This is a genomic window from Bradyrhizobium sp. 17, from assembly GCF_023073515.1.
Classification (GTDB): domain Bacteria; phylum Pseudomonadota; class Alphaproteobacteria; order Rhizobiales; family Xanthobacteraceae; genus Bradyrhizobium; species Bradyrhizobium canariense_D.
Map to the genome: position 1 here is coordinate 27,721 of NZ_JADPJQ010000130.1, position 22,315 is coordinate 50,035.

23 protein-coding genes and 2 pseudogenes are annotated in these 22,315 nt (G+C 62.6%); 13 read left to right on the top strand and 12 right to left on the bottom strand.

What is annotated here, in order from left to right:
* Positions 1-24 precede the first annotated feature (24 nt).
* From IVB13_RS36215 to IVB13_RS36225, 3 genes are read left to right on the top strand one after another with little or no spacing between them, the layout of a single operon-like run.
* Positions 25-945 (top strand): sugar ABC transporter permease, encoded by a 921-nt coding sequence (locus IVB13_RS36215; RefSeq protein ID WP_247401422.1) that lies wholly within the window; start codon positions 25-27, stop codon positions 943-945.
* Positions 942-1,751 (top strand): carbohydrate ABC transporter permease, encoded by an 810-nt coding sequence (locus tag IVB13_RS36220; protein WP_085352716.1) that lies wholly within the window; start codon positions 942-944, stop codon positions 1,749-1,751. The genes IVB13_RS36215 and IVB13_RS36220 overlap by 4 nt, the downstream gene beginning before the upstream one ends.
* A complete protein-coding gene (locus IVB13_RS36225; RefSeq protein ID WP_085385585.1) occupies positions 1,751-2,590 on the top strand; it encodes an endonuclease/exonuclease/phosphatase family protein in 840 nt (279 codons plus the stop codon). Before IVB13_RS36220 ends, IVB13_RS36225 begins: the two co-directional genes overlap by 1 nt.
* Positions 2,591-2,959: 369 nt before the next feature.
* Here the strand turns inward: IVB13_RS36225 and IVB13_RS36230 are convergent, their stop codons facing one another.
* Positions 2,960-4,324, bottom strand: a complete 1,365-nt coding sequence (locus tag IVB13_RS36230; protein WP_247492388.1) for a DNA topoisomerase IB — start codon at positions 4,322-4,324, stop codon at positions 2,960-2,962.
* Here IVB13_RS36230 and IVB13_RS36235 point away from each other — a divergent pair.
* Positions 4,323-5,147 carry a ribonuclease HII gene (locus tag IVB13_RS36235; protein ID WP_018459402.1) on the top strand — a complete coding sequence of 275 codons (825 nt, stop codon included), beginning with the start codon at positions 4,323-4,325 and terminating at the stop codon, positions 5,145-5,147. The two genes, IVB13_RS36230 and IVB13_RS36235, sit on opposite strands and share 2 nt — an antisense overlap.
* 31 nt (positions 5,148-5,178) lie before the next feature.
* Here the strand turns inward: IVB13_RS36235 and IVB13_RS36240 are convergent.
* From IVB13_RS36240 to IVB13_RS36255, 4 genes and pseudogenes are all read right to left on the bottom strand, one after another.
* Positions 5,179-5,756, bottom strand: a pseudogene (locus tag IVB13_RS36240) (DNA ligase); the annotation flags it as partial.
* A 191-nt stretch (positions 5,757-5,947) separates the two neighbouring features.
* On the bottom strand, positions 5,948-6,286 hold the full coding sequence (locus tag IVB13_RS36245) for a hypothetical protein (protein ID WP_247492390.1): 339 nt from the start codon (positions 6,284-6,286) through the stop codon (positions 5,948-5,950).
* Between the two features lie 64 nt (positions 6,287-6,350).
* Positions 6,351-6,614, bottom strand: a complete 264-nt coding sequence (locus IVB13_RS36250) for a GlsB/YeaQ/YmgE family stress response membrane protein (protein WP_247396544.1) — start codon at positions 6,612-6,614, stop codon at positions 6,351-6,353.
* Positions 6,615-6,638: 24 nt separating this feature from the next.
* Entirely contained in the window at positions 6,639-7,088 is a 450-nt protein-coding gene (locus IVB13_RS36255) for a YidB family protein (protein WP_247492392.1), read from the bottom strand.
* A gap of 172 nt (positions 7,089-7,260) precedes the next feature.
* On the opposite strand from IVB13_RS36255, the gene IVB13_RS36260 reads away from it, so the two are divergent.
* The 3 genes and pseudogenes from IVB13_RS36260 to dusA all read left to right on the top strand — a co-directional run bounded on the left by IVB13_RS36260 (position 7,261) and on the right by dusA (position 8,746).
* Entirely contained in the window at positions 7,261-7,401 is a 141-nt protein-coding gene (locus tag IVB13_RS36260) for a hypothetical protein (RefSeq protein WP_247492394.1), read from the top strand.
* Positions 7,402-7,460: 59 nt separating this feature from the next.
* Positions 7,461-7,551 (top strand): annotated as a pseudogene (locus tag IVB13_RS36265) (DUF3606 domain-containing protein); the annotation flags it as partial.
* Between the two features lie 199 nt (positions 7,552-7,750).
* Positions 7,751-8,746, top strand: a complete 996-nt coding sequence (gene dusA / locus IVB13_RS36270) for a tRNA dihydrouridine(20/20a) synthase DusA (RefSeq protein ID WP_256467317.1) — start codon at positions 7,751-7,753, stop codon at positions 8,744-8,746.
* Between the two features lie 33 nt (positions 8,747-8,779).
* Here dusA and IVB13_RS36275 read toward each other — a convergent pair whose 3' ends face one another.
* From IVB13_RS36275 to IVB13_RS36295, 5 genes are all read right to left on the bottom strand, one after another.
* Entirely contained in the window at positions 8,780-9,334 is a 555-nt protein-coding gene (locus IVB13_RS36275; protein WP_247492404.1) for a TIGR02281 family clan AA aspartic protease, read from the bottom strand.
* A gap of 28 nt (positions 9,335-9,362) precedes the next feature.
* Entirely contained in the window at positions 9,363-9,566 is a 204-nt protein-coding gene (locus tag IVB13_RS36280; RefSeq protein ID WP_018459394.1) for a DUF1289 domain-containing protein, read from the bottom strand.
* Positions 9,567-9,610: 44 nt separating this feature from the next.
* Positions 9,611-11,206: a HAMP domain-containing sensor histidine kinase gene (locus IVB13_RS36285; RefSeq protein WP_085352721.1), complete on the bottom strand. Its 1,596-nt coding sequence runs from the start codon at positions 11,204-11,206 to the stop codon at positions 9,611-9,613.
* 137 nt (positions 11,207-11,343) lie between these two features.
* Complete coding sequence (nhaD, locus tag IVB13_RS36290; RefSeq protein WP_018459392.1) at positions 11,344-12,621, bottom strand: sodium:proton antiporter NhaD; 1,278 nt, start codon at positions 12,619-12,621, stop codon at positions 11,344-11,346.
* 22 nt (positions 12,622-12,643) lie between these two features.
* A complete protein-coding gene (locus tag IVB13_RS36295; RefSeq protein WP_026233796.1) occupies positions 12,644-13,516 on the bottom strand; it encodes an NAD(P)-dependent oxidoreductase in 873 nt (290 codons plus the stop codon).
* Between the two features lie 182 nt (positions 13,517-13,698).
* Between IVB13_RS36295 and IVB13_RS36300 the strand changes: the two genes are divergently transcribed.
* The 4 genes from IVB13_RS36300 (at position 13,699) to IVB13_RS36315 (ending at position 17,365) form a co-directional block, all read left to right on the top strand.
* Positions 13,699-14,136 (top strand): VOC family protein, encoded by a 438-nt coding sequence (locus tag IVB13_RS36300; RefSeq protein WP_018459390.1) that lies wholly within the window; start codon positions 13,699-13,701, stop codon positions 14,134-14,136.
* Positions 14,137-14,189: 53 nt separating this feature from the next.
* Positions 14,190-15,332, top strand: a complete 1,143-nt coding sequence (locus IVB13_RS36305; RefSeq protein WP_018459389.1) for an Mrp/NBP35 family ATP-binding protein — start codon at positions 14,190-14,192, stop codon at positions 15,330-15,332.
* A 218-nt stretch (positions 15,333-15,550) separates the two neighbouring features.
* A complete protein-coding gene (locus IVB13_RS36310; RefSeq protein WP_018459388.1) occupies positions 15,551-16,642 on the top strand; it encodes a TRAP transporter substrate-binding protein in 1,092 nt (363 codons plus the stop codon).
* Between the two features lie 378 nt (positions 16,643-17,020).
* Positions 17,021-17,365, top strand: a complete 345-nt coding sequence (locus IVB13_RS36315) for a hypothetical protein (RefSeq protein ID WP_085353024.1) — start codon at positions 17,021-17,023, stop codon at positions 17,363-17,365.
* Between the two features lie 57 nt (positions 17,366-17,422).
* On the opposite strand, the gene IVB13_RS36320 is transcribed toward IVB13_RS36315, so the two are convergent.
* Both IVB13_RS36320 and IVB13_RS36325 read right to left on the bottom strand, forming a co-directional pair.
* Complete coding sequence (locus IVB13_RS36320; RefSeq protein ID WP_247492406.1) at positions 17,423-18,424, bottom strand: sensor histidine kinase; 1,002 nt, start codon at positions 18,422-18,424, stop codon at positions 17,423-17,425.
* A gap of 206 nt (positions 18,425-18,630) precedes the next feature.
* A complete protein-coding gene (locus IVB13_RS36325; RefSeq protein WP_085353026.1) occupies positions 18,631-19,677 on the bottom strand; it encodes an alpha/beta hydrolase in 1,047 nt (348 codons plus the stop codon).
* A 306-nt stretch (positions 19,678-19,983) separates the two neighbouring features.
* Here IVB13_RS36325 and IVB13_RS36330 point away from each other — a divergent pair, with 306 nt between their 5' ends.
* Positions 19,984-20,658 carry a response regulator transcription factor gene (locus IVB13_RS36330; protein ID WP_007592584.1) on the top strand — a complete coding sequence of 225 codons (675 nt, stop codon included), beginning with the start codon at positions 19,984-19,986 and terminating at the stop codon, positions 20,656-20,658.
* A gap of 1 nt (position 20,659) precedes the next feature.
* Positions 20,660-22,081, top strand: coding sequence for an ATP-binding protein (locus IVB13_RS36335; protein WP_247406590.1), 1,422 nt, complete (start codon positions 20,660-20,662; stop codon positions 22,079-22,081).
* The last annotated feature ends 234 nt before the right edge of the window (positions 22,082-22,315 follow it).

The window sequence follows — 22,315 nt, forward strand, 5'->3', positions numbered from 1 at the left end:
CACCGCCATCCCGCCGGCTCACAGATGTCCGACTCCATGGTCTCATCGCCAATAGCCCCGCGCCGTGCCCGATCGCAAGCGTGGTGGAACACCGTGAATGCCTGGCTGCTGCTGCTGCCAGCGGCCGTCCTGCTACTCGCATTCACGCACTTTCCGATTCTGGCGACGATCCGGCATTCGCTGTTCGTCACGCGCCGCAATGGCACGGAGGCCTTCGTCGGGCTTGACAGCTATCGGTCCATGGCGGCCGATCCGATCTTCTGGAAGGCGCTGGTCAATAATTTCTGGTTCGCGCTCGGCACGATCCCGACCTCGATTGCCCTGGCCCTGGTGATGGCGATCTGGGTCAATCGCAACATACGCGGCCGCGGCTTTCTGCGACTGGCCTATTTCACGCCGACCGTGCTGCCGATGATCGCCGTCGCCAATATCTGGCTGTTCTTCTACACGCCGGATTACGGGTTGCTGGATCAGTTGCGCGGCCTTTTCGGTTTCGGCGGCTGGAATTGGCTGGGCGATCCCTCGACGGTGATGAGCTGTCTGGTCGTGATGGTGATCTGGAAGGAGGCCGGCTTCTTCATGATCTTCTACCTGGCGGCGCTGCAGCAGCTCTCGCCGGACCTCGAGGAGGCCGCTTCCATCGAAGGCGCGAGCCGGTGGTACACGTTCCGCCGGATCACGTTCCCATTGCTGATGCCGACCACGTTGTTCGTGGCGATCAACGCAGTCATCAACTCCTTCAAGTTGGTGGACCATCTGGTCATCATGACCAAGGGCGGTCCGAACAACGCCAGCACGCTGCTGCTCTACTACATTTATGAAGTTGCCTTCACCTTCCAAGATTCCTCTTACGCGGCAACGCTGACGGTTGTGCTTCTGATGCTGCTGAGCTCGGTTGCGCTGATCAAGTTCGGTTATCTCGATCGCAGGATCCACTATCAATGAGAGGCCGGACACGCCCCATTGAGGCCGTCGCAGCATGGCTCCTGGCTTTGATCTGGCTTGCCCCATTGGCCTATGCCTTTTGGAGCGCGCTGCATCCGGCCGCTTACGCCACGTCGTTCAGCCTGTCCGCGCCGTGGACGCTGGAGAATTTTGCCCGGGCCTGGAACCAGGCGCCGTTCGCTCGGTACTATCTCAACACGGTGGTGCTGGTGACGCTGATCCTGGTTGGTCAGCTCATCCTGTCGACGCTGGCCGCCTATGCCTTTGCGCGCTTCAGGTTCAGGGGCAGCGGCATCGCTTTCGCCCTCGTTCTGCTCCAGCTGATGATCATGCCCGACGTCCTGATCGTCGAGAACTACCGCGCGATCGCCAAGCTGGGATTGCTCGATACGATCCCTGCGATCGCGCTGCCCTATCTCGCGAGCGCCTTCGGCATCTTCCTGCTGCGGCAGACCTTCAAGGGTGTGCCCCAGGAGTTGGTTGAAGCCGCCCGGGTCGAGGGAGCGGGTCCGCTCGGAATCCTGTGGCGGGTCTATGTCCCGCTGGCTCGCCCGACCTACGTCGCCTTTGGCCTCGTCTCCGTCAGCTATCACTGGAACAATTTCCTGTGGCCGTTGATCGTCACAAATTCGGTGGAAGCGCGGCCGCTCACCGTGGGGCTGGCCGTGTTCGGCGCGCCTGAGACCGGCGTGGATTGGTCAGTGATCACGGCGGCAACCGTGATGACGATGGCGCCGCTGCTGATCGCGTTTCTGCTGTTCCAGCGTCAGTTCGTCCAGTCATTCATGCGTGCAGGCATCCGTTAATGAGACTTCTCACCTGGAACATACAGTGCGGAAAGGGCTGCGACGGCGTGACCGATCTGGCAAGGATCGTTGCCGTCGCCCGACAGACGCTCGATGCGGACGTGTTCTGCTTCCAGGAGGTGAGCGCGAACTTCTCGAGATTTGGTGATGGAGCGGATCAGAGCGAACAGCTGGCAGCCCTTTTGCCCGGCTACTCCGCAATATTCCGGCCCGCGATCGAAACTGTCGATCCTGATGGCAATCTCCATCGCTTCGGTAACATGACGCTGTCGAGGTTGCCGGTGCTGCAGATTGCAAACCATCTGCTGCCATGGCCCGCCGCAGCCGCGGTGCGGAGCATGCGCCGTCACGCCCTGGAGGTGACGGTTCAGGCCTCGTTTGGCGTGGTCCGCGTCGTCAACACGCATCTCGAGTTCCATTCGGCCGGCCAGCGCGAGGCACAGATCGCTCGCCTGCTGGATTTGCAGGAGGACGCGTCAATGAGTCCGAAGCAGGCCGGCTCCCGGCACGATGAGCCGTATGAAAGTCAGACCGTCGCGGCGTCGAGCCTGCTGTGTGGTGATTTCAATTTTGACGTTGCCGACCCTCAGCACGCATTGATTGCCCGATCTGGCCGGCCTGGTCTGGCGTATCGGGATGCATGGACCGCCGATCGTCCCGGCCGCGCGCGTGCGCCGACTTGCGGAATCTACGACCGCGCGCAGTGGGCCGAGGGGCCCGACTGCCGCGACTTCATTTTCGTGACGGAAGATTTGACCGGCTACGTTCGCAGCATCGAGGTCAACGAAGCGACGGACGCATCCGATCACCAACCCATTGCAATCGAAGTTTCGGAATAGAGGAGCTAGTAAAAAGTTGTCGTTGCAAGGGGGGCTTCTTCGGTCTAGGGGGCCATTACGTGGCGATACGTCCGAACTCGGTCAAACAAAAGAATGGCACGCCACGATGAACGCGACGGCGGCTGACCTCAAAGCAGCGCCTGAATTTATTTACTCTGGCAGGTGGGCCGACAACACGTGATTGATTCAGAAGGCGTCCAATGCCCTTTTACGTTTGGCCGAGATTAGAAAGCGCGAAGGCGGCAAGCAAGCCGACAATAACAAGCACGCCGGCCAGCTTCTGTTCGCCTTCGACAGCTTCCGGCACCTGCCGAGGCGTGCGCGCAGGCATCGAGGAGGACGCGGGCGTCCGGAGACTGGTACGCGAGGCTAGGCGGGCGCCTTCAGAGAATTGAGACGCTTGCGGAGAAATGCCAGCACCACGATCTCGTCGGGAGTGAGCTTGGCGTACTGGCGCTTGAACTTCTGCGCGATCTTGGCATCAATCATCTTCACGAGGTCACCAGACATGTAGGCGTTCAGGACTTCCGGGTGCACGTAGCACTTGCGGCAGATCGCCGGTGTGTTGCCGAGTTGCTTCGAGACGCTTTCGATGGCGGCGACGACGTTGCGCTTCGCCTCGGCCTGGTTATCGTACTTCTTGAATTCGGTCAGGGCCAACGCCGCCAGAACCGTTCCCGCCCAAGTCCGAAAATCCTTCGCACTGAAGTCCTCGCCCGTGATATCCTTGATGTAGGCGTTGACGTCGCCGGAATCGACGGTGCGGGGCTGTCCGTCGTCGTCCAGGTACTTGAAGAGCTCGTGTCCGGGGATCTCCGCGCAGCGCTTCACGATCGCGGCTATCCGCTTGTCCTCGACGCGAAGCTTCCACTGTTTGCCCGACTTGCCCGTAAAGTCGAACCGAAGGACGCCGCGCCCGACCGCGACGTGCTTGCGACGCATAGTGGTGAGCCCGTAGGACTTGTTTTTCTCGGCATACTCGGCGTTGCCGACCCGGATCAACGTCTTCTCCAGAAGACTGACGATCGTGGCCAGCACCTTCTCGCGGGGCAGTCCGTCCCGCTTCATGTCGGCGGCGACCCGCTCCCGCAGCGCTGGCAGCGCGGCTGCGAACTGGATGATGTGCTCGTACTTGTTCTGGTCGCGCAACTCGCGCCATTTTGCGTGGTAGCGGTACTGCTTGCGGCCCCGCGCATCGAGCCCGGTTGCCTGGATGTGGCCGTTCGAAGACGGGCAGATCCACACGGATTCGTAGGCCGGCGGGATGCCGATTGATTTGATGCGTCGGATGACGGCGGCATCGGTGATGCGCTTGCCGTCCTTGTCGTAGTAGCTGAAAGTGGTTCCAGTCCGCTTGCGCGTGTACCCCGGCGCGGAGTCGCTGACGTACCGGAGGCCTTCTTCCGCGATGGTGGCCGCGACCTCGGCGGTGCGGTCCAGAACCTCTTCTTCGTTGCTGGTTTGTCGGAGCATGGGCCGGTCCCCTCGGAAGCACCCTGGGATCGAGGCTCCACTCATTCTAAAGGGATGAAGACACCGGTTGGTTCCGCTCGGAGGTCGGTGGACGCGAGGCGGGATCAGTGGCCTCCAGAACAGCGGGACCTCAGATGGAGAGCCGGTCCGGTTCTTTCGACAAGGCGCTGCGCAGTCGATGACGGCATGGTCTAGCTTCAGACAATCGCCACAAATTTCACCGACACGCTTCTCGCAGTCAATCTTCAGGAAGGCCGCCATGTCCCAGTATTCACTCGATGAATTGCGGCGGCGCTATGTCGTCGAGAAAAGACCCCTCGAGGCCAGCGTCGAGCAGGTCTTACGGGCCGACGCCCGCGCGGGAGCCCGTGCCATCCTGGCTTCCATCGATAAACGGCGCTCCGAAAACAGGTCCGAAGGGCAGCGCCTGCGAAAGATGCTCCGCTTCGAGACCTCTCTCTGGGCAAGCGGCCATCATATTGTGGCAGGCGTGGACGAGGCGGGAATGAGCCCTCTCGCCGGGCCAGTCTCCGCCGGCGCCGTGATCCTGAAACCCGGCACGCGGATAATCGGAATTGACGACTCGAAAAAACTCGATGCCGCCGCTCGCGAAGAACTCGCGAAGGAGATCAAGGAAAAGGCAGAGAGTTGGTGTGTGGCATTCGTCGAGGTCGAGGAGATCGACGCGATCAACATCTATTGGGCAGGCATCCAGGCGATGCAGCGTGCGGTCCGGGGGCTAGGGTTGGCGCCGCAGCACTTGCTGATTGACGCGAAGCGGTTGAAGGAAATCGAGATCCCTCAGCAGTCCATCATTAAAGGCGACGCCAAGTCCGCCAGCATCGCCGCCGCCTCCATCCTCGCGAAAGTCGAGCGCGACCGCATAATGCGGACGCTCGATGTGCGTCACCCCGGCTACGGATTCGCGGATCACAAGGGCTACCCGGTGCCGGCTCATTATCAGGCGCTCGCCAGGCTTGGTGCATGCGCAGCTCACCGGAGGTCGTTCGGACCAGTACGTAAGGCCCTCGGACTGCCGCCCCTGCCGCCGTGGCCTTCGGCATCCGAGCGCACCGCTGGTTGAACTCCTGGGGTCCACGTTTCGTCTCGGCATACTATTTTCGCGGCCATTTCTTTTCGCGAACGACGTCCTTGGCCAATTTGTCCGACCTCAGGCCGAGATAGACTTGCTGGCGCAGCTCGCCCTTGCTGGTCCACTCCGCTAATTTCACTTCCGCGACCAACGAAGGATGCACCCAGGTCGTGACCCGCTCATCCTTTACTTTGGCCGGGGAAGGGCGACTTGGCTGTCTTGAGCCTCACGAGCTTGCGGTGAAGCTCTTCGAGAACTTGGTGGCTGAAGCCGGTGCCGACGTGGCCGATGTACCGCCATGCATCGTCGTCGCGTACCGCCAGCACGAGGGCGCCGAAGAAGGGCCGGGTTCGCCTCGGCGCCGTGAAGCCGGCGATCACTACCTCCTGCCGCTGTGCGGTCTTTACCTCAGCCAATCGGCGGTCCGGCGTCCGGACGCGTATGGGCTGTCGGCGCGCTTGGCCATGACGCCTTCGAGATGTCTCAGATCGGCTTCTCTGCAAAGAATTTTGTGCCGCTGCCCTTGCGGTGCTTGCTGAACGCGGTCAGCTTGTGGCGTGGCAGGAGGGCCTTGAGCCGCTTCTTGCGCTCGAGAAGCGGCAGCGCCCATTCTCGCCTACAGTTCGGCCGACATCGTCAGCCCGCAGGTCCGTCAGGGCAACATTGAGGCGTGCACCTATAATCGTCAGCAGGCCAAAGGTCAGCGCGGGGCGAGAACAATGAAGGCAGGGGCGATGAAAGCGCAGCTGCAACATTCGTTTGCGGCCGCGCCTGTTCGAAACGTACAGACGTCACGTTTTCGGACTTGGCTGAGGCATAGGTGCGGCTTGAGGAGTTTGAGGAGGTGTCGGATTGCTCTGCTGCTGAAGCGCCGCGGGGTCGCCGCCCGCATGAGGAACGCACGTACCGATGTTGCTGAGCAGGCGTTTGGCCTGGAGGTCGCGGACCTTTGAGTATTCGCGTCGTCGCTCGATATTGGCCGCGGCCCATCGGTCCCAGGCCTCGAAAGCGTCCGTATAGTGCTTTCGCATCTGCTCCTCGGCGGCAAGGCAATCGGCGAACTTGTCGAAAACCAGGTCGGTGTTGACCGGGGTCATGCCTCCCACCAGGACAACGAGCATCCATTTCATCTTGCCGATCGCCTTTCACACCGGGCGAATTCTCCGCTAACGCGCAGAATTCCGTTCACTGTGGTTAGATGGCCCGACGGCTGCGACCGGCTACAAAACCGTAGACGAAAAGCACGATGATGGCGCCTACCACTGCCCCCACTAGTCCTGCGCCTTCTCCTGGCCGGTACCAGCCGAGAGATTGGCCAAGATAGGTCGCAACGAACGCGCCCACTATTCCCAGGATGGCGGTCAGGATGAAACCCGAGGGCTCGTTGTCGCCGGGCATGATGAACTTCGCGATGACGCCTGCGATGAAACCGATGATGATCGTCCAGATAATGCTCATGTCTCTCCCTCGATCGCTGTGGTGTTATCCCGCCGATGAAGCCGGAAGACGTCCATCAGGCGTGTATTTGTCCACGGCAGTCGGAAGCTCTCGGGACAAACGGTCGAGAATCTCCTGCTGCGACAAGCCGGTCTGCTGCTCCAGTTTTTGAAGGACGTCCGGACCGATAGCCTGCTGGAGTTCGGGCGGGGTGACTTCGCGGTTCGGCCCCTGATTGATCCAGGATTGAGCCGTATCGCCTTGCCCGTTCTGCCTGAAGTGCTCGAGCAATTCGCCGATCCCGCCGTTCAGCAGCGAACCCACGCCTCCGGTGCCCGCTAGGCCGCCAAGCATGCCGCTCAGGGAATCCTTGGCACCCGCCGGCTGGCCGGAGGTCGCATTGCGAAACATGTCCGCCAGCTTGTCCCGATTTTGATACCCCGCGATTGCGAGCATACCCAAGAGGGCGGTCATCGATGGCATTCCGCGGCTCATTTTCGGCTCCTGAGTTCAACGATCGGCAACCAACCTACGCTGGGCTGAGAAGTTCCAAGTTTTCCCGAGCCGTGGGTTTTGGAAAGGAGGATCTAGAGAAGCATCTGCAAGAAAATGGGAGCGGGCTCCGGGCGAAAGTCCGGAGCAAACCAGCTCGCGCGACGTGCGCCAAATGGCCGCTTTGCTCATGCGGCGCGACGAAGCCTTCGTGCAGGCGGTCGAGGAAATGAAAATGGAAAAGCCCACCAAGTTGGAGCCGCGATGCTGCGTCGCTCGCGTTCGTTCGGCCTCGCGCTCGCAACAGCTTCTTTGAAGGAACTCGCGATTCCTTGAAGCGTCGCACCGCGATGAGTTTCGCGGACGGAGGAGCAGATGGCAGCGAAGAAGAAGACCGCACGGGGACGCAAACAAGATCGCGCCCGCGTGGCTAACGGGCCAGGACTACGAAGTGCGATACGATTCCTCCTGACTTGAACGCGCCAGCTGCCCGACTTGAGCTTCTTAAAGGTCGGCACCGCGTGTGCGCTCCACCCGGATTTCATGTGCGCTAGTGTGCACCGGGAGATCAAACGCGGTACAAACGTGTGCAATTTTGGCTAGTTTGGAGTGCACACGTGTGCACTTGTTCCTGCTCTAGTCCATTGTAAGGATAGGATAACTACTTGGAATATCAAGAATATCGCTTTTCCGTGGCGCCCATGATGGATTGGACCGACCGGCATTGCCGGGTGTTCCACCGTCACCTGACGAGGCGGGCGCTGCTCTATACGGAGATGCTGACCACTGGCGCCATCATTCATGGTGACCGGAAGCGGCTGCTTGGGTTCGACCTGGTCGAGCACCCGGTCGCGCTTCAGCTCGGCGGGTCGGATCCACGCGAGCTGGCGCTGGTGGCGCGGATCGGCGAGGAGTTCGGTTATGACGAAATCAACCTCAACGTCGGCTGCCCCTCCGACCGCGTGAAGGACGGCCGTTTCGGCGCTTGCCTGATGGCAGAGCCTGATCTCGTGGCGAGGTGCGTCGAGGCGATGAAGGGTGCGGTGGCCGTGCCCGTGACCGTGAAGTGCCGCATCGGGATCGACGACCAGGATCCCGAAGTCGCGCTCGACAACCTTGCGCACGCAGTCGTTGACTCCGGCTGCGATGCGCTGATCGTACATGCCCGGAAAGCATGGCTCAGCGGTTTGTCACCAAAGGAGAATCGCGACATCCCGCCGCTCGACTATGATCGCGTCTATCGCCTCAAGCGCGCGATGCCGGATGTGCCTGTCATCATCAACGGCGGCATCCCCGGTGTCGACGAGGCAAGGGCACATCTCGATCACGTTGACGGCGCGATGCTTGGACGAGCCGCCTATCAGGAGCCGTGGCGGCTGCTCTCGGTCGATACTGGCATTTTCGGCGAGGCGGCGCCGCATGCCTCGATGCAGGATGCGCTCGAAGCGATGATGCCCTACATCGAACAGCAGCTCGCGCGCGGCACGAGGCTGCACTCCATGACGAGGCATTTCGTCGGCGCATTCCACGCCGTCCCCGGCGCGCGCGCCTTCCGCCGGCATCTTGCCGAGCAGGGGGTGAAGCCGGGCGCTGGCCTCGAGGTGCTACGCGAAGCGATTGCGCGTGTCGGTGCGCGCGCACTGGCGGAGGCGGCGGCCTAGCCGTAATCGCATGACGAGCCGGATTGCAAGAGTCTAGTCGACTGCCAGGCGCGAGCGGCGGCGACTGGTCTGGAGCTCCGGATAACCCGTGAGCATCAGCCTGTCGGCGCGCACGCCCCAGCTCTCCAGGCGATCGAGGAAGCTCATGCCGAGCAGATTGGTCTTCATCTGTCCGCGCTGCACGACGAGGGCCGGCACCGACTTCTCGACGAGGTTGCCGACGGAGAGGCGGTCGATCGTGAGGCGGGCCGCCTTGGTGTGACCGCCCGCGGTTTCGAGATCGACATCGTATTCGAGCATCTCGAGCGGCAGCCCGATCGCCTTCGCGGTTTCCCAGGTCAGCACCACCGAGGTCGCGCCGGTGTCAATGACCATCGGTGCGGCCACGCCGTTGATCTTCGCGCGCAGCGCGAATTCGCCGCCCTGGCCGCGCGGAATCTGCACGGCGGGCGCGGGCGCTGCGGTCTGCGTGCGAAAGATATGCGAGACCTTGCTGCTTGCGCGCGCGATCTGGTCGGAATCGCCATAGGCGACGACGGCACCGGCCGTGCAGGCGAGCATGATGAAGACGAGCAGAAAGCGGATCATTGCGCATTTCCAGATGCGCGCCGACCGGTCAGGTGTGTTTCGGCGATCCCGCGATGGGCGGAAGTCCAGCCTGATTCATGCGCGCCGGCAACAGCGCCATGAGGGCGAGCCGCTCCGCGCTCTCCATGGCGTGCCAGCGCGCGATCTCCGGCAATGTGCGTCCGCAGCCGAAGCACAGCCTGGTCTTGGGGTCGATCATGCAGACCGCCACGCACGGCGTTTCTTTGCTCATTGGGGCATAGTGGCGGATGGTCGGGCATGTCTGCAAGCATCTCGTTACGAGCCCGTACCCGCGCTCATGATCGGCTTGCGGCGGGGCCGGCGCTTCTCGTCCGCCACCGCGGAACTCTCGGGTTGGAGCGGCGGAGAATCATCCGACATCGGCGCCAGCGCGCTCATCACGCGCTCGGGCGGGAAGGTGACGATCACTTCGGTGCCGATGCGCAGCTTCGATTTCAGCGTGAATGTACCGCCATGCAGGTCGACCAGATTCTTGGCGATCGGCAGGCCGAGACCGGCGCCCTGTTCGGCCGACTTGATCGAATTGGAACCTTGGCCGAACGATGCGAGCACGACCGGGATCTCGTCCTCGGGAATCCCGGAGCCGGTGTCCTTCACCGAGAGATATTGTCCGCCTGAGGCCGTCCAGCCGGCCTTGAGCCAGATCTCGCCGCCCTGCGGAGTGAACTTGATCGAGTTGGAGAGCAGATTGAGCACGACCTGGCGGATCGCGCGCTCGTCGGCCCACAGCCGCGGCATCGCCTGCTCGAACACCTCGTGGATGGTGATGCCACGGCTCGAGGCGCGCAGCTTCATCAAATGATGGCAGTCGGCGACGATGCCGACCAGCGAGACCGCTTCCTCGTTGAGCTCGTAGCGGCCAGCCTCGATCCGCGACAGATCGAGGATCTCGTTGATGAGGTTGAGCAGGTGGACGCCGGAATTGTGGATGTCGGCCGAGTACTCCTTGTAGACCGGCACGGCATGCGCGCCGAAAATCTCGCTCTTCATCACTTCCGAGAAGCCGAGGATTGCATTGAGCGGCGTCCGCAGTTCGTGGCTCATCTGCGCCAGAAAGCGCGACTTGGCCACATTGGCGGATTCGGCGCGGTGGCGCGCTTCGTCCGAGATCGCCTTGGCTTGTTCGAGCTCGCCGATCAGCGCGTCCTTCTCGGCCCGCGCCTCGAGCGTGGCGAAGGTCGAAGAGTGCAGGCGGTGAGCCAGCAACACGAAATAGCCTTCGGCGGCGACGGCGAGCGCGGCCAGGATGTAATTATCCAGCGAGCCAGTCATCACGAAGCTCAGCGCCATCGCGACCGCGACCGGTGCGGTGGCGGCGAGGGCGGCGATCGGCAGATTGGCGGCCAGCATGCTTGATACTGCGATCACCAGCAGCATCAGGAACATCATCAGCGTTTCCGTGATCATGTCGAGCACGGGATGGATCAGGATCGCCATCCAGCAAAGGCCATAGAGCAGGTCGAGCACGACGAAACGCGTCTGCCATGCGCGCGTTGCCGCGGGCGAGGCGGGCTCGGCCAGGAAGCGGTGGCAGCTGCGGATCATTGCGGCATGAATGCAAAGCATGCCGGCGGTCCAGGCCGCGGCCGGGATCGGCTGCATCCACAGCCCAAACAGCACGCCTGTCGCGACCACAAGCAGCATCACGACATAGGAGGCCGACAGCCGCGTCTGGGCGTACTGGCGCAGCATTTCGGCATCGAAAGCCGGCCGGGTTCCACTGGTCGACGTTAACTTATCGCGCGCCTCGCGCACCCGCTGTGCCGCAGCCCGGCGATTGCTCGCCGACGGCACGCTCACCGGCTCGGCCGGAAGCTGCACAACCTCGGGCTTTTCAGCGGGTTTACTCATCGCACAACAACAATTCCTGCCCGCGCGGGACGGGCCTTCTGCATTCTCTATCTCTGGCAAGAAATCCTTAAGAGGTGACTTAAGGAGCTAAAGAATTACGTTAACCCGGCGTTAATTTTGGATCCGGCGTGAGCCGCTCAATGCAGCGCCGCGTGCTGCGCGATGTACACCACGGCGCCCGCCAGATAGCCGGCGAGCGCGGGAACGGCGATGCGGCGGGCGTACCAGAGGAACTCGATGCGCTCGAGCCCCATGGCGGCGACGCCTGCGGCCGAGCCGATGATCAGGATCGAGCCGCCGGTTCCGGCGCAATAGGCGATGAACTCCCAGATGAAGCTGTCGGGTGGATAATGCGCGAGGTCGTACATGCCCATCGTCGCGGCGACCAGCGGCACGTTGTCGATGACAGCACTGAGCAGGCCGAGCACGATCACGATGATGTCCTGTCGGCCGATCGCGGTGTCCAGCCATTTGGCCACCATGGAGAGCAGGCCGGCATGTTCGAGGCAGGCGACCGCGAGCAAGATGCCGAGGAAGAATACGATCGAGCCCATGTCGATCCGCGTCAGCGCATTCGCAAGCGTGAGGGGACCGCGGACATGCTCATCCTTTTTGCGATGAACGATCTCGCCGACCAACCACACGATGCCAAGCCCGAGCAGGACGCCCATGAAGGGCGGCAGGTGCGTGACCGTCTTGAAGGCGGGCACCGCGATCAGTACGCCGAGTCCGAGATAGAACATCACGTTCCGCTCGAACGGATCGACGCCCTGCAATCCGTCCTCTTTCGGCGGTGGTGCGATGGTCTTGCCCTTGAGTGAAAAGCTGATGAATGCGAGCGGCACCAGCAGGTTGAGCAAGGAGGGCAGGAACACCGCGCTCATGATTTTCAGGGGCGAAATCTGTCCGCCGATCCACAGCATGGTCGTGGTGACGTCGCCGATCACGGTCCATGCGCCGCCGGCATTTGCGGCGATGACGATGAGGGAGGCGAACAGCAAGCGGTCGTCGCGCTTGGCGATCAGCCGCTGGATCAGCGAGACCATGACGATGGTGGTGGTCAGATTGTCGAGGATTGCACTGAGGAAGAAGGTAACGAAGCCAATCAGCCATATCAGACGGACCTGGCTGGTCGTGCTGATGCGGGAGGTGATGACCTCGAAACCGTCATGGGCGTCGATGACCTCGACGATGGTCATCGCGCCAACCAGGAAGAACACGATCTGCGCGGTGGCAGCGACGGACTCGTCAAGCTGACGGCCGACCAGCGTGTGGTCGCCGGTCGCGAGCGCGTAGATTGTCCAGAGCACGCCCGCGCCGAGTAGCGCAGACGCGCTCTTGTTCACCCCGATAGGATGCTCGAGCGCGATCGCCGCATAGGCGAGGATGAAGATTGCGGCGAGTGCGGTCAGCAAGGCAGGATCACTTCGTGAGGTGTCAGCGATTCAGGCGCGCGAGCAGGCTCGATGTATCCCAGCGCTTGCCGCCCATCTTCTCGACCTCGGCGTAGAACTGGTCGACGAGCGCGGTCACCGGCAGATTGGCGCCATTGCGACGGGCTTCGGCCAGCGAGATCGAGAGATCCTTGCGCATCCATTCGACCGCGAAGCCGAAATCGTATTTGTCCTCGTTCATGGTCTTGTAGCGGTTCTCCATCTGCCAGGACTGCGCGGCGCCCTTGGAGATGGTTTCGATCACGGCGGCGACGTCAAGGCCACTTTTCTTGGCGAAGTGAATACCCTCGGAGAGGCCCTGGACGAGGCCGGCGATGCAGATCTGGTTGACCATTTTGGTCAGCTGGCCGGAGCCGGCGGGCCCCAGCAATTTGCACATCCGCGCATAGGCGCCTGTGATGATCGGCTCGGCGCCGGCATAGGCGTCCTGCGCGCCGCCGCACATCACCGTCAGCACGCCGTTCTCGGCGCCGGCCTGGCCGCCGGACACGGGTGCGTCGATGAACTTGAAGCCGGCCTTGGTCGCGGCCGCATCGAGCTCACGCGCGACCTCGGCGGAAGCGGTGGTGTGGTCGACGAAGGTTGCACCCTTCTTCATGCCGGCAAACGCGCCGTCGGCACCGATCGTGACCGCGCGCAGATCGTTATCGTTGCCGACGCAGCACATCACGAAATCCTGGCCCTCGGCCGCGGCCTTCGGGGTCGCCGCGGTCTTGCCGCCGAACTTGTCCGCCCACTCCTTCGCCTTGGCCGCGGTGCGGTTATAGACGGTGACCTCATGGCCCCCTTTTTTCACGAGGTGTCCGGCCATGGGGAAGCCCATCACGCCGAGACCGAGGAAAGCGACTTTAGCCATCTGTAGTACCTTGTCCGTAGTTTGGGTTTTACGGTTCTTGCCGGGCGAGGGCCGTCCGGTTCCGCCATTGCGGCAGATCGGGCGCACCATAAACCCTTGAGGCCGGAGGGCAACGGGTTCGTTTGGCCCCCGCCTGTGTTAGGATGGTGGACCTAAGGACTTCAAAAAAAGGGAGCGAAGGCATGGGCGGCGTAAGCGTGGGCGTGCTCGATCATTTCAATGTCCGGACCCGGAATCTGGCCGAAACCGTCCGCTTCTACGAGGACGTGCTGGGCCTGGAAAAAGGCGCCCGGCCGAATTTCGCCTTCCCCGGCGCCTGGATGTACAGCGAGGGAAAGCCGGTGGTGCACCTCGTCGATATTTCTCCGACTGCCGAGCCACAAAAGCCGGATTCCGGCGTTGTCCACCACGTCGCCTTCGCCAGCCGCGGGTTTGACGGCATGAAGCAGCGGCTGGCCTCAAAGGGGATGAAGTTCGACTCCCGCCAAGTGCCCGGCGGTGAGCTCTGGCAGATCTTCGTCCACGACCCCAACGGGGTCATGATCGAGCTCAACTACGAGGCGGCCCTGGAGCAGGGGGCCGCGCCCGCCGAGATGGCTGACGATATCGGCAGGCAGTAGCCTTTTGGGCGTTTCCGCTCTAATGGGGCATCTTGAATTCTAGGAGATGCGCTTTGAGCGTGACGCAGCAACAGGTTCTCGACAGCCTCGCCAGGATCAAGTCGCCCCGCGGGGTCGCGCTCACCAATGCCAATGTGCTGAGCGCGATCAGCGCGGCCGACGGCAAGGTGTTCTTCTCGATCAATGTCGATGCCGCCGAAGCGCGAGCCTGGGAATCCGTCCGGGCCGAGGCCGAGGCCGCGGTGCGCGCCATTCCCGGCGTCACCACCGTCATGGTGGCGCTGACCGCCGAGCGGAAGGCCGGCGCGGCGCCGCCACCGCCGCCAACTCCCAGCCGCGGCACGCCGGGCGTGCAGCCCGTCCACGCCCACAAGCCGCCGCCGCAGGGCGGCGCCCAATCGCCGATGGCGCGGCAGTCCGAGATTCCGGGCGTCGCGGCCGTGATCGCGGTCGCCTCGGGCAAGGGCGGTGTCGGCAAATCCACCACCGCGCTCAACCTGGCACTCGGTCTGCGCGATCTCGGCCTCAAGGTCGGGCTGCTCGATGCCGACATCTACGGCCCATCGGTGCCGCGGCTGACGGGCCTGCACGAGAAGCCGGAGCTGAACGACGAGCGCAAGATGATTCCGCTCAGGCGCTTTGGCCTGGCCATCATGTCGATCGGCTTCCTGGTGGAGGAAGAGACCGCGATGATCTGGCGCGGGCCGATGGTGATGTCGGCAGTGACGCAGATGCTGCGCGACGTCGTATGGGGCCAGCTCGATGTGCTCGTCGTCGACATGCCGCCAGGCACCGGCGATGCCCAGCTCACGCTGGCGCAGAACGTCCCTTTGAAGGGCGCCGTGATCGTCTCGACCCCGCAGGACCTGTCGCTGATCGACGCAAGGCGGGGGCTTGCGATGTTCAAGAAGGTCAACGTGCCCGTGCTCGGCATCGTCGAGAACATGAGCTATTTCCAGTGCCCGCAATGCGGCACGAAATCCGACATTTTCGGCCATGGCGGCGCGCGCCACGAGGCCGAGAAGCTCGGGGTACCATTCCTGGGCGAGATCCCCCTGCACATGGCGATTCGCGCCACCTCGGATGCGGGCACGCCCGTAGTGGACAGCGAGCCGGATGGTCCCCATGCGGCGATCTACCGCGCCATTGCGGGACAGGTGCGGGACCAGCTCAAGGGCGTCATCGCCGCGGCCTAAGCGGATCCAAGCCGATCCCTTGAAACCAATACCTTGGGGACATGCGACTTTCGTAGAGCCCTGTCATGCCAATGTCGCGTTTCGAAAGCAGGGCTTCCGTGTTAAAGGCCCACGGCAGTCAAGCCCCTTCGGTTCGACGCGGCCCAAGAACGCGTCGCCGGAATGAGCGGCAGCAAAGAGGAAGTTAGGGGAAACGCCCCAACAAGGAGAGACTGAAGATGAAGCGTCGTGATTTCCTGAAAGTGTCGGCAGCCGGCGCGGCGGCGACCGCCGCGGTGGCCTCGCCGGCGATCGCGCAGTCCTCGCCCGAGATCAAGTGGCGCCTGACGTCGAGCTTCCCGAAGTCGCTCGACACCATCTATGGCGGTGCCGAGCAGATGGCGAAGTACGTCGCCGAGATGACCGACAACAAGTTTCAGATTCAGGTCTTCCAGGCGGGTGAAATCGTCCCGGGCCTGCAGGCGCTGGATGCGACCCAGAAGGGCACCGTCGAGATGTGCCACACGGTGTCGTATTATTACGTCGGCAAAGACCCGACCTTCGCGATTTTCGCGTCGGTGCCTTTCGGGCTGAATGCACGCCAGCAGAATTCCTGGCTGTACCAAGGCGGCGGGAACGAGCTCGCCAACGAGTTCTTCAAGAAGACGAACGTGGTGGGCTTCCCCTGCGGCAACACCGGCACCCAGATGGGCGGCTGGTTCCGCAAGGAGATCAAGACCGTTGCCGACCTGTCGGGCCTGAAGATGCGCATCGGCGGCATTGCCGGCCAGGTGCTTCAGAAGGTCGGCGTGGTGCCGCAGCAGCTCGCCGGCGGCGACATCTATCCGTCGCTCGAGAAGGGCACCATCGACGCGGCCGAATGGGTCGGTCCCTACGATGACGAGAAGCTCGGCTTCGCCAAGGTCGCTAAGTACTACTACTACCCGGGCTTCTGGGAAGGCGGTCCGACCGTTCACGCCTTCGCCAACATCGACAAGTGGAACGAGCTGCCGAAGAACTATCAGGCGATCCTCACCAACGCGACCGTCAACACCAACACCTGGATGGCCGCGCGCTACGACATGGTGAACCCCGGCGCGCTGAAGCGTCTGGTCGCCGGCGGAACGCAGCTTCGCCCGTTCACCAATGAGGTTCTGGAAGCCTGCCTCAAGGCGACCAACGAATTGTGGGGCGAGATCTCGGCCAAGAATCCCGACTTCAAGAAGTCGATCGACGCCATGCAGGCCTACCGCTCCGACGAATATCTGTGGTGGCAGGTCGCCGAATACACCTACGACAGCTTCATGATCCGCTCGCGCACCCGCGGCTGATCTTCGAGCAAGTCGCAAGACGACACGCCCGGTCTCGTTCGCGAGGCCGGGCTTTTTCTTTGGGGCGACGCTGCGGAGCGGCGTTGTCGCCGCGGTACGGGCGGGCGTCCAACAAAAAATCTGAAAAACAACCCCATGCACAGTAGACGAGGGGTGAGAGGACAAGGCGTTGCGAGTGCAGCCAACAGCTTGATGCGATGGAACTAATTGGCAGGCAGCCCAAGCATCGCGCGGGCGATGGCAATTTCGTATTGTTGGGCGTCAAAGCGGGCAGGCGCGAGTACTTCAGCGCGCCCGTTTGACTCGTCGGGCAAAACAGTGGCATAAAGGCATTATCGCATAATCCGAAATTTCCGCCTCGGTGGTCTGGGGTTGATGATGAGCTTCGATCCCGATGAGGTTCAAAGCGCGCTGCGCAAGGCCTGGTCGTTGGCAACCGCCAGTCAATGGACGGCTAGCAATCCGGCGGCAGGGCAATGCAACGTCACCTCGCTGCTGATTCACGAGCTCTTCGGCGGCGAGTTGCTGAGGACGCCGCTGCCGGCCGGCGACCATTTTTACAATCGCATCGGTGGTCGGCGGTACGACTTTACGGCCAGCCAGTTCGATCAGCCGATTGCTTACAGGGATTTACCTGCAAGCCGTGCCGATGTGGAATTGGGAGCGACAAGCGATGAACTGGCCGAACTCAGAGAGGCTTTTCAGGAGCGTCGTACGAAGTAAAGCCAAGGGCCAATCGCAGACGGGTGACAGGAGTGGGCGCGGGAAATCAGCTCAACATCAATTCGCAAGACGGTCTTTGCTCATGCGCAGGATGACCACCACACCCTCTTCCGACCAGTCAAAAGTTATAGTCCCGCCAAGCTGGGCGGCCATACTTCGGTGCACCAACTGGCTTCCAAAGCCTTCGAGCTTTGTTGGAGCGACAACGGGGGGACCACCCCGCTCCGTCCACTTGACCACGACCTCGTCCTCGTGAGCGTTGCACGATACGTCCAGGGTGCCACTTGAAAGGGACAGCGCACCGTATTTCGCAGAGTTGGTTGCCAGTTCATGCATCACCAAGGCGAGTGCTGTGCTGGAAGCCTCTCCCACGTTCATCTTGGGGACCGAGACACGAATACGAACGCTGGCTCCTTCCTCATCGTACGGCGCAAGCAGAACAGAGATGAGGTCTCCGAGAAGCGTCCCTTCTCTATTTCGTCCCGGTACCGGGCGCACAAGGTCCTGAGCACGTCCAAGAGCCATCAGGCGACTGGTCAGCTCCTGGGCCATATCCTCTTTTGATGCTGCCGAGCGTGAGCTCATTTGCGTCAGCGCCGTTGCGACGGTGAGAAGGTTTTTCAGCCGGTGGCTCATCTCGCCCGCCAGGAGTTCGTTGGCTTCCTCGGCTTGCTTGCGTTGGGTGACGTCCAGGAAAATACCGAACATCGTTCGATCCGCGATGTCGACATCGTCGCCCTGGCCCCGCGCGGAAATCCAACGGATATCGCTGCCGGTCAGAATACGAAAATCTATCTCGTAAGAGCCAACGACTGCGCGAGTAGCGGCAAATGCCGATCTCACCCTCTCAAGATCGGCGGGGTGGATGTTCTTGGACAGTATCTCGAACGTAATTTTCTGCTCGCCCTTGGGCACCTCCCAAAGGTCGTACGCGGGTTCATCCATGGTGATTGCGTCGGTATCAACGTTCCAGGACCATAGAGCGACACCGGCGGCGCGAGTGGCAGCCCGGAGGTGCTTTTCGTGCCACAAGGGCATCGTCACCTGGCTAGGAACCATTGTGCTTCGTTTTCCCGCTTTATCTGACCAATCGGCACCTCGGCCAACGGGCGATCGACAGATACCATACCCGGTCGAAAAGGTCTCCGTTCGACCGAGAGGGCGGGTTGAAGTGTGGTCCCGCGCCCGAGTTGGCTCAGAAGCGATCCTCCGCAAACGAGCCGTGAGGTTCGCCGACGGCGATCAGCGGCGTTGTTCGTGAGCGATTACGCGTTGCTTCGCGAAACGCCTGGGCCTTCCCGTCCATGGGTCAACACGGCCTCGGCAGCAGCTTCGTCGATGGCCGCCATCACATCAGCGGTTGCGGAATGATGAATCATGTGTCCCGCTCCGTCGATCCGGTGCAATTTGCTCTGCTTGACCTCGCCATGCAGCCTGACCGACTGCTTGATATCGATCAGACGATCGTTCTGGCCCGCGATAATGATCGTCGGCATCTTGAGTTCTGCATAAGTCTTCGAACCTGAGAATGCGGCGGAGATCAACATGGTCGCTTCGGCCGCTGTGGCCCGCATCTGTGATGGGCGCAACGCCATTTCTTTCGGAAAGCCGGCGAACTTGTTCGGGACCGGCCGGGGGCCAAACAGCTTGCGCAACATCGCGGGCCACATCATCCGACCGGCTAGCGGCGAAATCGTGGAGCTGATGACGTCCCCGACCACCGGTAGGGCGGACAGCACCGACGCCGCGCTGTCCGCGCGGGGAGTCGGGAAATAATAGCCCGAGGCCAATACGAGAGCCTGCACGAACGAAGGATGTCTTGTCGCCAGCGCAACCGCAACCGACGCTCCCCATGAATGGCCAAGGACAATCGCTTGAGAGACGCCCAACTGATCGAGGGCCTTCTTGAACAGGTCCGCCTGGGCATCCGGAGTCCAGACGACGTGCCTTGGCCGCGAGCTATGCCCAAAACCGGGACGATCGAACACCATGACCCTGTAGTTCTCGGCTGCGAGATCGATCAATCCACTCGAGACGAAATCCTGGACCATGCTGCCATTGCCGTGAAACAAGACCAGCGGCTTGCCTCTGCCGCGTTCCAAATAGTGCAGGCGAACCCCCTCGACGTCGATGAACCGACCCTGCGGAGGATTATCGCGTTGCGCTTTGTTCGCGAGCCGCCGGTTTATGATTGCGGTAGCCGCAACGATGGTACCTGCGGCAGCAAACGCGGCGGCGCCTGGATGTCGCGTGATGGCGCTCAAGCAATCGGATAGAAGGGAGCTGGAACGTGTTCGTCGTGCAAGGCGCATGTGCATTACCTTAGGTGGTCTGCACGACGCCCCATCAAATGAGAAATGTTGCAGCTGAGTTGAACGGTTCGCGGGGGTGTTCGTTCCTCGGCAGGGCCGACGGCGGCGGGGCCCAAGGAGGTAAATTTCCGGGCCATCCGCGACCTCATCCGCTCGTGCCCGGACTGGCTTACAGGAACCTGACGGAAGGGAGCGGCCGGCCCGCCGGGTGCTTTTTCGCTGGCCGAGATGCCCCGGATGATGGAAGACAGCGAAGATGCGGCGGAAGCCGTGCGGTGACACCGGAACATCCCGCGGGAAAATGCGATGCGCCTTCTGATCGTCGAGGACAATGCCGAGCTGTCGCGGCTCGTTGCCGGCGGGCTGTCGGCGGCCGGCTATGAGAGCGACATCGTCGGCAGCGCTGCCGAAGCGCGCGAGGCGGTCAGCAGCGTCAGCTATGCCGCGATGATCCTCGACCTCGGACTACCCGACGGCGATGGCCTGTCGGTGCTGCGTGAGCTTCGCCGGCAGATGGAGCCGTTGCCGGTGCTGGTGCTGACCGCCCGCGGCGGCTTGCAAGATCGTGTCAGCGGCCTGCGCAGCGGCGCCGACGACTATCTCGCAAAACCGTTCGCGATGGAGGAGCTGGTGGCGCGACTGGAGGCGATCCTGCGCCGTCCGGGCCAGTTGCTTGGCCGCTCGCTGCGCCTCGCCAACCTCGTCTATGACACCGAGAGCCGCCAGATCTTCGTCGACGACCAGCCGCGCATCATCTCCGCGCGCGAGACCTCGGTGCTCGAGATCCTGCTGCGCCGGCAGGGGCGGGTGGTACCGAAGAAGAACGTCGAGGACCACATCTTCGGCCTCGATGGCGAGGTCGCCTCCAACGCGGTCGAGGTCTACGTCTCGCGGCTGCGCAAGCAGCTCGCCGAGCATGGCGCCAAGGTCGTGATCCACACCATCCGTGGCGTCGGCTATCTCATGGCCGAGGAGAAATAGCGTGGCCCGGATCGGATCTCACGCCGGATTCCGCGCCGGGATCCATGGGAGGTCGCCGACGTTCAAATCGCTGATCTGGCGCATCGTGTTCCTGCACATCGTGGCGGTCGCGGTGGTCGCGATCTTCCTGCCGCTGGTGCTGTTCTGGCTGCTCAATTCAGAGATCGACCAGCTGCATCGCGATGCCATGCGCGCGCAGGCCGAGGTGTTGGCCGAGCGCATCGTCGCCCAGCCCGACGGGCTGCTGACGTTCAACCTGCCGGACAGTCTCAAGGGCCTTTATTCAGAAGCCTATGGCCGCTACCAGTACGACATTCGCGATGCCGGGGGGAATCTGCTGTTTTCGTCGCGGCGCAAGACCGGCACTGCGGCGGCCGCGCCACCGCCGCTCTCCGAAACGATTTCCGGGGCCGGAGTCACCCGCACCATCGACGGCAAGGTGATACGCATTCGCGTCGCGGAGGACCTCGCGCACCGCGACGTCATCATCGACGACATCGTATCGAACTTCTTCCGGCGGGTCGGATGGATCACCATTCCGATCCTGCTGGTCCTGCTCGGCATCGACATCATCATCTTTCGCCGCGCTGTTGCGCCGCTATGGAAGGCCTCCGAGGAGGCGAGCAATATCGGCCCGGCGCGCACGGACATCCGCCTGCCGACGGAGCAGATTCCGCGCGAGATCATGCCGCTCGTCACCGCCGTCAACCAGGCGCTCGACCGCCTCGAGGACGGCTTTCGGGTGCAGCGGCAGTTCACCGCCGACGCCGCGCATCAATTGCGCACGCCGCTCGCGATCCTGCGCACGCGGATCGAGACGCTCGGCGATGGCGCCGCACGGCATGCGCTGCATGCGGACATCGAGGGCATGAGCCGCATCGTCGCGCAGCTACTGGAGATCGCCGAGCTCGACACGCTGGTGCTCGATCCCGGCGAGACCGCGGATTTGCGCGCGGTCTGCGCCGAGGTGGTCGGTTCGATCGCGCCGCTCGCGATCGCGCAGCACAAGGACATCGCGCTGAGGGGCACCGAGGCGCCGGTGCTGATCCACGGCAATTCCGTGATGCTCCAGCGCGCGATCTTCAATCTCGCCGAAAACGCCATCAAGTTCACGGCAAAGGACACGTCGGTCGATGTCGATGTGAGCGAAGACGGTGCGGTGCGCGTGCGCGATTGCGGACCGGGAATTGCGGAAGCCGAGCGCGAATTGATCTTCCTTCGCTTCTGGCGCGCCGACCGCCAGCGCAGCGACGGTGCCGGCCTCGGGCTGTCGATCGTGCGCGCGGTGGCGGATGATCACGCGGCGACGGTTGCGGTGGAGAATCTTCCGGGGGGCGGCGCGCAGTTCACGCTGCGGTTCAGGCTGGCGGATGGCGTGCAGCCAGCCGGCCCCAATTCGGCGGCCGGATCGGCGGCAGGTTGAACCTGCGCCGTCTCGATGGCGCCGTGTGGTCGCCAGCCGTCCAACGGGTGTGCACCACTTCGTGCTCCGTCTTCCGATCACCGGCTATAGATCTAAGCCTAAAGTCGTAGGACCGGATGGCGCGGGAGCTGGGCATTTTCGTCCCTCACATCGTGAGGGATGGAAATCGGACGACACATGTTCCATGCTGGCCTCCAAGCCTCGGCAAGAAGGCCCATCGTCACAATCCATCAG

Coding starts and splice junctions, on each gene's coding strand:
- IVB13_RS36215 (WP_247401422.1), top strand. CDS start 25: ATGTCCGACTCCATGGTCTCATCGCCAATAGCCCCGCGCCGTGCCCGA.
- IVB13_RS36310 (WP_018459388.1), top strand. CDS start 15,551: ATGAAGCGTCGTGATTTCCTGAAAGTGTCGGCAGCCGGCGCGGCGGCG.
- IVB13_RS36300 (WP_018459390.1), top strand. CDS start 13,699: ATGGGCGGCGTAAGCGTGGGCGTGCTCGATCATTTCAATGTCCGGACC.
- IVB13_RS36230 (WP_247492388.1), bottom strand. CDS start 4,324: ATGGCGGCCTTCCTGAAGATTGACTGCGAGAAGCGTGTCGGTGAAATT.
- IVB13_RS36245 (WP_247492390.1), bottom strand. CDS start 6,286: ATGAAATGGATGCTCGTTGTCCTGGTGGGAGGCATGACCCCGGTCAAC.
- IVB13_RS36325 (WP_085353026.1), bottom strand. CDS start 19,677: ATGCGCCTTGCACGACGAACACGTTCCAGCTCCCTTCTATCCGATTGC.
- IVB13_RS36320 (WP_247492406.1), bottom strand. CDS start 18,424: ATGGTTCCTAGCCAGGTGACGATGCCCTTGTGGCACGAAAAGCACCTC.
- IVB13_RS36285 (WP_085352721.1), bottom strand. CDS start 11,206: ATGAGTAAACCCGCTGAAAAGCCCGAGGTTGTGCAGCTTCCGGCCGAG.
- IVB13_RS36225 (WP_085385585.1), top strand. CDS start 1,751: ATGAGACTTCTCACCTGGAACATACAGTGCGGAAAGGGCTGCGACGGC.
- IVB13_RS36255 (WP_247492392.1), bottom strand. CDS start 7,088: ATGAGCCGCGGAATGCCATCGATGACCGCCCTCTTGGGTATGCTCGCA.
- IVB13_RS36220 (WP_085352716.1), top strand. CDS start 942: ATGAGAGGCCGGACACGCCCCATTGAGGCCGTCGCAGCATGGCTCCTG.
- IVB13_RS36330 (WP_007592584.1), top strand. CDS start 19,984: ATGCGCCTTCTGATCGTCGAGGACAATGCCGAGCTGTCGCGGCTCGTT.
- IVB13_RS36315 (WP_085353024.1), top strand. CDS start 17,021: ATGAGCTTCGATCCCGATGAGGTTCAAAGCGCGCTGCGCAAGGCCTGG.
- IVB13_RS36295 (WP_026233796.1), bottom strand. CDS start 13,516: ATGGCTAAAGTCGCTTTCCTCGGTCTCGGCGTGATGGGCTTCCCCATG.
- IVB13_RS36250 (WP_247396544.1), bottom strand. CDS start 6,614: ATGAGCATTATCTGGACGATCATCATCGGTTTCATCGCAGGCGTCATC.
- IVB13_RS36275 (WP_247492404.1), bottom strand. CDS start 9,334: ATGATCCGCTTTCTGCTCGTCTTCATCATGCTCGCCTGCACGGCCGGT.
- IVB13_RS36235 (WP_018459402.1), top strand. CDS start 4,323: ATGTCCCAGTATTCACTCGATGAATTGCGGCGGCGCTATGTCGTCGAG.
- IVB13_RS36260 (WP_247492394.1), top strand. CDS start 7,261: ATGGCCGCTTTGCTCATGCGGCGCGACGAAGCCTTCGTGCAGGCGGTC.
- IVB13_RS36280 (WP_018459394.1), bottom strand. CDS start 9,566: ATGAGCAAAGAAACGCCGTGCGTGGCGGTCTGCATGATCGACCCCAAG.